The following is a 7,810-nucleotide window of genomic DNA, read 5'->3' as shown; positions in this document are numbered from 1 at the left end:
AACCTGCAATGCAATTTATACCCAAAAAGGGTATAATTGCGTTATGAATTACAGAAAAATAGCACAAGAAACTTTAAATATAGAAGCCCAAACGCTCCTAAACAGCGCTCGAAATATTGGCGATGTCTTTGATAGAGCAGTGGAAATCATCCTTGCATGCAGAGGCAAACTTATTGTCACCGGTGTTGGCAAATCAGGACTCATCGGTGCAAAAATGGCGGCAACATTCGCTTCCACCGGAACACCCAGCTTTTTCCTGCACCCCACAGAAGCTCTTCACGGCGATTTGGGAATGATTGGCAAAGAGGATGTTGTTCTAGCCATTAGCTACAGCGGCGAGAGTGAAGAGTTAAGCTCCATTCTTCCACACATTAAAAGATTTGACATTCCGCTTATCGGCATGACGAGAGCGAAAAGCTCCACGCTTGGAAGATACAGCGATTTGGTTATTGATATTGTGGTTGAAAAAGAGGCATGCCCCTTAAACATTGCGCCGACAAGTTCAACCACGCTTACACTCGCACTCGGCGATGCGCTTGCGGTATGTCTCATGAAGGCAAAAAACTTTAAAAAAAGCGATTTTGCATCATTTCATCCCGGCGGAGCTTTGGGAAAACAGCTATTTGTAAAAGTTAAAGATTTGATGAGAACAAAAGATTTGCCAATCATAACGGCAGACACAAAACTCAAAGATGCCATTGTAAAGATTAGCGAAGGCAGGATTGGAACGGTTTTAATTACCGATGAGATGGGCAGACTTCAAGCACTTGTAAGTGACGGCGATATTCGCAGAGCGCTCATGAGTGAAGATTTTTCGCTTCAAGAGAGCGTCTTAAAGTATGCAACACTCAACCCAAAAACAATAGATGATGAAAATATGCTTGCAAGTGAAGCACTTGTAATTATAGAAGAGATGAAGATACAACTTTTGGTTGTGACGGACAAAGAGAAAAAAGTAATCGGAGTGCTTCATATCCATACTTTGATAGAAAAAGGTATATCGTGAGATTAAATAAATACATTGCTCACCACTCAAGCTACTCAAGAAGAGAAGCCGACAAAGCGATTCAAGACGGTTATGTCAGAGTCGACGGTGAGATTCAAACAAACCCCGCAACCGATGTTACAGAGGGCGAAAACATTGTCTATGTAAGCGGTAAACAGGTTAGCCCGAGAGATAAATATACGGTGATTGTTTATAACAAACCAAGAGGTGAACTTGTAACAAAAAGCGACCCAAAGGGCAGACGAACTATATATGACAGCTTAAGCAAAGAGTATAAACATTACATCCCGGTAGGAAGGCTTGACTATGCGTCGGAGGGAGTTCTGCTTCTAACCGATGCTTCAAGGGTTGCATCGGCTCTTATGGAATCGGATTTAGAGAGAATCTACAAGATTAAGATAAAAGGAGAGGTTACTCCGGACATGGAGGATGCGATGCTTAAGGGAATGAGGCTCGATGATGCATCTGCGGGCGGGCACTCCCACTCTAAAGTCATGGCTATGGAGTTTAAACCTTTTATAGGGTATAAAGTCCAGAAAAATCAGCCGAACTATTCAATCCTTAAAGTGGCTCTTAGCGAGGGGAAAAACCGCGAACTAAGAAGATTTTTTGCCCACTTTGGAGCAGAGATAGTAGACCTTAAGAGAATCAGTTTTGCAGAGGTTGAGCTCAACAATCTTCCTGAGGGAAAGGTTAGATTTTTAAGTCGCAGCGAATACTCCGCTCTCTCAAAATTTTTAAAAGATGAGAAAAAATCAGAACTCAAAGAGCTTAGAGAACTAGGCAAGAGTGATGAAAAAAGAAGTTTTAAGAAGGATGAGGGCAAGGGCTTTAAGAAGAGCGAAGGCAAAGGTTTCAAAAAAGAAGAGAGTAAAAGTTTTAAAAAAGATGAGAAAAAACCAGATTTTAAAAGCAAAAAGCCGATTAACAAGAAGCGTTAAAGTTGGCTGATTTTACGCATCTTTTACGTCCCCAATCTTTTGACGAGCTTATCGGGCAGAAACATTTAAGCGCTAAAGATGCACCGCTAAGACTCTTGTGTGAAAAGAATGCTTTGGGACACAGCTTCTTTTTTGGACCCTCTGGCTGCGGAAAAACCTCCATCGCAAGAATAATCGCCAAAAAAATGCAACTTCCTTTTTATGAGTTTAATGCCACAAGCATCAAAATTGAGCAGTTAAGAAAGATTTTTGAGCAGTACAAAAACACGCTGCAAAGACCTCTGATTTTTATAGACGAAGTGCACCGTTTGGCAAAAAACCAGCAGGAGGTTCTGCTTCCCGTAATGGAAAACAACTCTGTTATGATTATCGGTGCTTCTACAGAGAACCCGTTTTTCTCGCTAACATCTGCCATCCGCTCCCGCTCCATGCTCTTTGAACTCTACCATATAACAAACGAAGCACTTGAAGAGCTGTTGCAAAAAGCACTCTCAAGCGGCTCGTTGACATGCGATGAAGATGCAGCAGAGTATCTCGTACGCAGTAGTGGCGGTGACGCAAGAGCGATGCTTAAACTACTGGAGTTTGCCTCAACTATAGACTCTCATGTAACACTGGCTATCTTAAAATCACTCAGACCCAATGCTCTAAGTGCCGGAAGCAGCGAAGCAGGTGTACATTACGACCTAACAAGCGCCATGATTAAATCCATCAGAGGTTCAGACATGGATGCCGCTATCTACTATTTGGCACGCTTGATTGAGGGCGGCGAGAGCGCTGATTTTATTGCTAGAAGACTTGTCATATTGGCTAGCGAAGACGTAGGAAATGCAAATCCCCAAGCGTTGACTCTTGCTACTTCAGCATTAACGAGCGTCTCAAAAATCGGCTATCCTGAAGCTAGGATTATTTTGGCGCAGACGGTTATCTATCTGGCTTCCTCTCCAAAATCAAACACCGCTTACATGGCAATAAACGAAGCTCAAAAAGCAGTTAGAGAGGGTGTCATGCTGGATATTCCAAAAAACATTACACAAAACAACAGCGGCTACTTATATCCACATGATTTTGGAGGATACGTAAAACAGACCTATCTCTCCCAACCGCTTAACTTTGTTAAACTAAAAGATATTGGCTATGAGAAAAAAATTAAGGAGTGGTTAAGAAATCTCTCTGATTTTAGTTAATTTTAATTGTATTAATAATAAACTGCTGTAAAAGCGAAAACAAGGCATTAAAATGGAACTAGAAGTATCCTCAAGCACCCTCGTCATAACCGGTAATATAAAAAGTATTTATAACTTCCAAGAGATTAAGCGTACTATAGATGATATGATCACAAACTATAAGCATATCAACATAAACATTGTCGATTCGCTCTCCATTACATCTTCGGTAATAGGCTACCTAAATAAGCTTGTGCTAAAGGACGACATAGACCTTAGCGTTATCGTTGGAAACGAACAACTCTATAATCTGTTAGATGACTTAAATCTGGTCTCGACGTTTAAGGCAAAAAGGAACAAGTATGACAATTAAATATAAACTAAATCTTATAACGGCCATAGTTGTCTCATTTGCGCTTATTATTATTGCGATAACGCTTAAAAATACACTCACAAACAATGCAATCATAACTAAAGCCCAAGAGCTAAACACTCTCTCTCAAAAGTTGAGTCTGGTAATTCATGAAACCCAAAAAGAGAGAGGGGCAAGTGCCGGCTTTATTGGTTCAAAAGGGAGGCAATTCGGCGATATGCTGCCAAAACAGAGAACCGATACTACCAGAGAGTATAGTGAGTTAACGGCATATATAAATAGTCTTAAACTTGACTCTTTTCCACAGGAGCTTAAGAGTGAAATAACGGCATTGGCTTCAGAGATGGGCAGAATTTCACAAATACGTTCCGAAGTTGATTCGCTCTCAATCGGGCTAGGTAACGTTGTGGCATACTATACAAACATGAATAAAAAGATTTTAAATATTGTTTCACTGACCGCAAAATTGGCAGACACACAAGAACTAGTCAAAGCGCTTAGCTCTTACGCCAACTTCTTAAAGTCTAAAGAGCGTGCAGGGATTGAAAGGGCAGTTTTAAGCGGTACTTTTGCGGCTGATAAATTTGCAGAGGGCATATTTGCCAAATGGATTACTCTTGTTGCGGAGCAAGACGCGTTTATTGATGCCTATTTATCTCTGGCAACCGAGAGCTCAAAAGCTCTTTACGCGCAAAAAATGAGCTCTCCTGTTGTAGAGCAGGTCAATAAAATGAGAGAAGTTGCCAGAGCAAAAGCAAATGAAGGAAACTTTGGAATTGACAGCGTAGAGTGGTTCCAAACTATTACAAAAAAAATCAACCTTCTAAAAGAGGTAGATGATGAGCTGGCTGAGCAAAACAGTCTCCTTTTAAAAGAGGTAAAATCTGAGCAAAATATGCTGGCACTCATAACGCTTGCAGGCTACTCAATATTTGCCGTTGTTATCTTTGCAATAATTTTTATTGTCAGCCGAGGGGTAAATAGAAGCGTTAGAAGTTCTTTGGAAAAAATAGAGTGTGTTTCTAGCAATCTAGATCTAACATGTGACGTTATTGTTGAAGGAAAAGATGAGATTTCTCAAATCTCAAGAGCGTTGCATGTAATGATCGTCGCCTTTAGAGAGAGTGTTTATCAGGCAAAAGATGTCTCCGCTACAACATCAAAAGAGAGTAAAAATCTAAACGACATAGTCGATGAGCTTACAAAAAACGGTGAATTTGCAGATAAAAAAATATCGGGTATTAATGTTTTAGTAAGTGAAGTGGGGGAGCGTCTTGATGCCATTGAAGAGGCCTCCATAACCGTTACTGAAGATTTGGAAAAGACCTTCAGTGTGCTAGACGGCTTTATAGAGAAACTTGATTCTGTCGTTGTAGCGATTGAAGAGGGCAATGAAAATCAGCAGGATTTAGTTCAAAAAGTCTACTCACTTACAGAACAGGCAAAAAACATCAAAGATGTCTTAGCGATTATCTCCGACATTGCAGACCAGACGAACCTTCTTGCTCTCAACGCAGCCATTGAAGCCGCACGTGCCGGTGAACATGGAAGAGGATTTGCCGTTGTTGCAGACGAGGTGCGAAAGCTTGCAGAGAGAACACAAAAAAGCCTTAGCGAAATCAGTGCAAACGTTAATCTAATCACACAAAATGTTGTTGAAATTTCCGAAGAGACAAATAAGACATCCCAGAGTATGGACAATATCGCCAACTCGGCACAGGACCTAATCGCTTCAGCGCAAGAGACAAAAGAGAACCTCTCGGTTACAACAGATAAATCAAGCAACGTAATGTACCAGAGTACATATATTGCAACAAAAACTAAAGAGCTCATTCGTGATATGGATGAAGTAATAGAGATTTCACAAAAAAATACACAACATAGAAACCTTGTTGACAACGCCGCTACAAAGCTCTCAAGCGATGCACAGAGACTACAAGATGAGCTGAGTAAATTTAGAATTTAATGAACAACACCATCGATATCTCAATATTAACCTATCTAAAATCTTTAACACTCCTATGTGTTGAAGATAACAAAACGACGCAGCTTCTTTATAAATCGCTCTTTGAAGAGCTTGTTAAAGATATCATCTTTGCGGATAACGGCGAAGATGGGTATGAAAAATTTAAAAATCAAAAAGTTGATCTCATTATTGTCGATTATGCCATGCCTGTGCTAAACGGTATAGATATGATTAGAAAAACAAGAGATATTAACAAAGAGATTCCCATCATACTTGTCTCTGCCATACAAGATGTTGACGTTATCGTTCAAGCGCTGCAGTTAAATGTTAACAACTTTTTAAAAAAACCAATAATCGCAACTGATGTTATGCAAGCTATAGGCAATGTTTCCAAGCTTCTCTTTGCGGAGAACTATCTCAAAGAACAAAGAGAGAAGAAGATAGGAGAGCTTGAGAAAAAAGAGAAGTATAACTCTTATCAGGAAGATTTAGCCTTCTCAAAAGAGCTCAATATCATTAGAAACGATTTTTATTATCATATGATAGACACACATCAAGCGATTCTAGTAGACTTTTTGTATAAGCCGCTGGATATTTTAAGCGGCGATGCGTACAGTGCTAGAAAAATAGACGATAAAAGAGTTTTTTACTTTATTGTTGATGGAATGGGAAAGGGGCTCTCCGCATCGCTTAGCTCAATGCTTCTGACTGCTTATGTCAATCATACCATAGACAAAATGGGGAACAATTTTTCTCTGAAAAAATTGATAGAGTCAGCTTTGGAGTACATAAAACCGATTATTCTTGATGAAGAAGCTCTTTCAACAGAATTTATAGTGATGGACTATAAGAGTTCAACCATGCTATACTCAAAATTTGCGATGCCTCCATCGCTTGCCCAGTCTGAGGAAAATCAAATAATAAAAATCAAATCAAATAATCCGCCCATGAGCAAATATACCGATAATTTTACAGTCTCAAAAATGGATATTTCAAAAATTACAAAATTTCTATTTTACAGTGATGGGCTAGTAGAAAACAGCGTTAAAGGAGAGCAGAAACTATATGCAAACTTTATCGAAAACGATTTTTTGAACTCTTTTATAAAAGATGAACTAAGAGAGAATCTTTTGAGTAAAATTGATACTCAAGAAGACGATATGACATTTATCTTCATAAACCAACTTCCTTTGGCGCAACAAGAGAAACGTATAACAAGAAGCTTTGAGAGCACCCTTAATGCAGTTGAAGATGCAAACGACTGGTATACGGACATATGGAACGATTTTACCACTAACTACAAACTCGCATATAAAGCATGTGTTGTTTTCTCAGAACTCTTTATGAATGCCTACGAACATGGAAATCTCGGTCTTGATACAAAAACAAAACATAGGCTACTCAGCGAAGATGTATACTTTACAACACTGCAAGAGCTTCAAAAAAATTGCAAGAAGAAAATAACGGTGACTATCGACACCATAGAGTCCAACTCAAATAGATATATAGCTACACTTATAAAAGATGAGGGCGAAGGTTTTAATACTGATATTTTACATGAAATTTTTAGAGACAGCAATAATTTTAACGGACGCGGTATATATCTCTCGAGACAATCATCACTGGGACTCTATTATAACTCGAAGGGAAACAGTGTGCTTTATCTGCACAAAATAGAGAGTGAAGCGTAGCAAAAGCTACGTTTCAAAATTTTACTTATTTTACTAACGCTGTTTTTGAAGCTTCTGCAACTGCACTAAATCCTGCTGCGTCATTCATCGCCATGTCAGCAAGAACTTTACGGTCAAGCTCGATGCCTGCTTTTTTCATACCGTTTATAAATGTTGAGTAGTTCATACCGTTAAGACGACATGCAGCATTGATACGGATAATCCATAGTTTACGGAAATCACGCTTCTTTTGCTTGCGGTCACGAAATGAGTAGTACATTGAGCGCTCTAACTGCTCTTTTGCTTTACGGAAGTGTTTACGACGTCCGCTATAAAAACCTTTTGCAAGTTTTAATATTTTTTTGTGTCTTCTTCTACGAACAACACCTGTTTTTACTCTTGGCATATTATTTCCTTTTCTCTTTACCCAGACACTTTTGCGTGTTCAAGGTGCCACATCTTAGGTGGTCTTGCCCAGCTACTCTATTGCTATTTTGCTGGAGATGTAACAATCAACTAATTATTAGTTAATCATAGCCTTAATATTTTTTTCATCAACTTTTGCAACAACTTTTGATTTGTGCTGCTTAGAACGAGTATCTGAATCTTGCTTTGTCAAGATATGGCTTCTAAACGCTGTACCGCGCTTAACAGTGCCGTTTTTCTTAACTTTAAAACGCTTGACAGC

At 39.2% G+C, this 7,810-nt stretch carries 8 protein-coding genes; 6 read left to right on the top strand and 2 right to left on the bottom strand.

Annotation, left to right across the window (positions count from 1 at the left end):
* Positions 1 to 43 precede the first annotated feature (43 nt).
* The 6 genes from IBX42_RS10405 to IBX42_RS10380 are packed head-to-tail and all read left to right on the top strand — an operon-like array spanning position 44 to position 7,143.
* Positions 44 to 1,006, top strand: coding sequence for a KpsF/GutQ family sugar-phosphate isomerase (locus IBX42_RS10405; protein ID WP_294932654.1), 963 nt, complete (start codon positions 44 to 46; stop codon positions 1,004 to 1,006).
* Positions 1,003 to 1,947: a pseudouridine synthase gene (locus tag IBX42_RS10400; protein WP_365943647.1), complete on the top strand. Its 945-nt coding sequence runs from the start codon at positions 1,003 to 1,005 to the stop codon at positions 1,945 to 1,947. Before IBX42_RS10405 ends, IBX42_RS10400 begins: the two co-directional genes overlap by 4 nt.
* Before the next feature lie 2 nt (positions 1,948 to 1,949).
* Complete coding sequence (locus IBX42_RS10395; protein ID WP_294932650.1) at positions 1,950 to 3,134, top strand: replication-associated recombination protein A; 1,185 nt, start codon at positions 1,950 to 1,952, stop codon at positions 3,132 to 3,134.
* Positions 3,135 to 3,186: 52 nt separating this feature from the next.
* Positions 3,187 to 3,486, top strand: a complete 300-nt coding sequence (locus IBX42_RS10390; protein ID WP_294932648.1) for a hypothetical protein — start codon at positions 3,187 to 3,189, stop codon at positions 3,484 to 3,486.
* The gene (locus tag IBX42_RS10385; protein ID WP_294932646.1) at positions 3,476 to 5,452 is read left to right on the top strand and encodes a methyl-accepting chemotaxis protein; all 1,977 of its coding nucleotides are present in this window, start codon (positions 3,476 to 3,478) and stop codon (positions 5,450 to 5,452) included. Before IBX42_RS10390 ends, IBX42_RS10385 begins: the two co-directional genes overlap by 11 nt.
* The gene (locus tag IBX42_RS10380; protein WP_294932644.1) at positions 5,452 to 7,143 is read left to right on the top strand and encodes a response regulator; all 1,692 of its coding nucleotides are present in this window, start codon (positions 5,452 to 5,454) and stop codon (positions 7,141 to 7,143) included. The genes IBX42_RS10385 and IBX42_RS10380 overlap by 1 nt, the downstream gene beginning before the upstream one ends.
* A 25-nt stretch (positions 7,144 to 7,168) precedes the next feature.
* Here the strand turns inward: IBX42_RS10380 and rplT are convergent, their stop codons facing one another.
* On the bottom strand, positions 7,169 to 7,528 hold the full coding sequence (rplT, locus tag IBX42_RS10375; protein WP_294932642.1) for a 50S ribosomal protein L20: 360 nt from the start codon (positions 7,526 to 7,528) through the stop codon (positions 7,169 to 7,171).
* A 117-nt stretch (positions 7,529 to 7,645) separates the two neighbouring features.
* The coding region (locus IBX42_RS10370; RefSeq protein WP_294932652.1) for a 50S ribosomal protein L35 at positions 7,646 to 7,810 on the bottom strand (165 nt) is incomplete at its 5' end.

The organism is Sulfurimonas sp. (assembly GCF_014859695.1).
Taxonomy (GTDB): domain Bacteria; phylum Campylobacterota; class Campylobacteria; order Campylobacterales; family Sulfurimonadaceae; genus Sulfurimonas.
The sequence above is the reverse complement of the archived record's forward strand: the minus strand, read 5'-3'. Positions and strand labels throughout refer to the sequence as shown.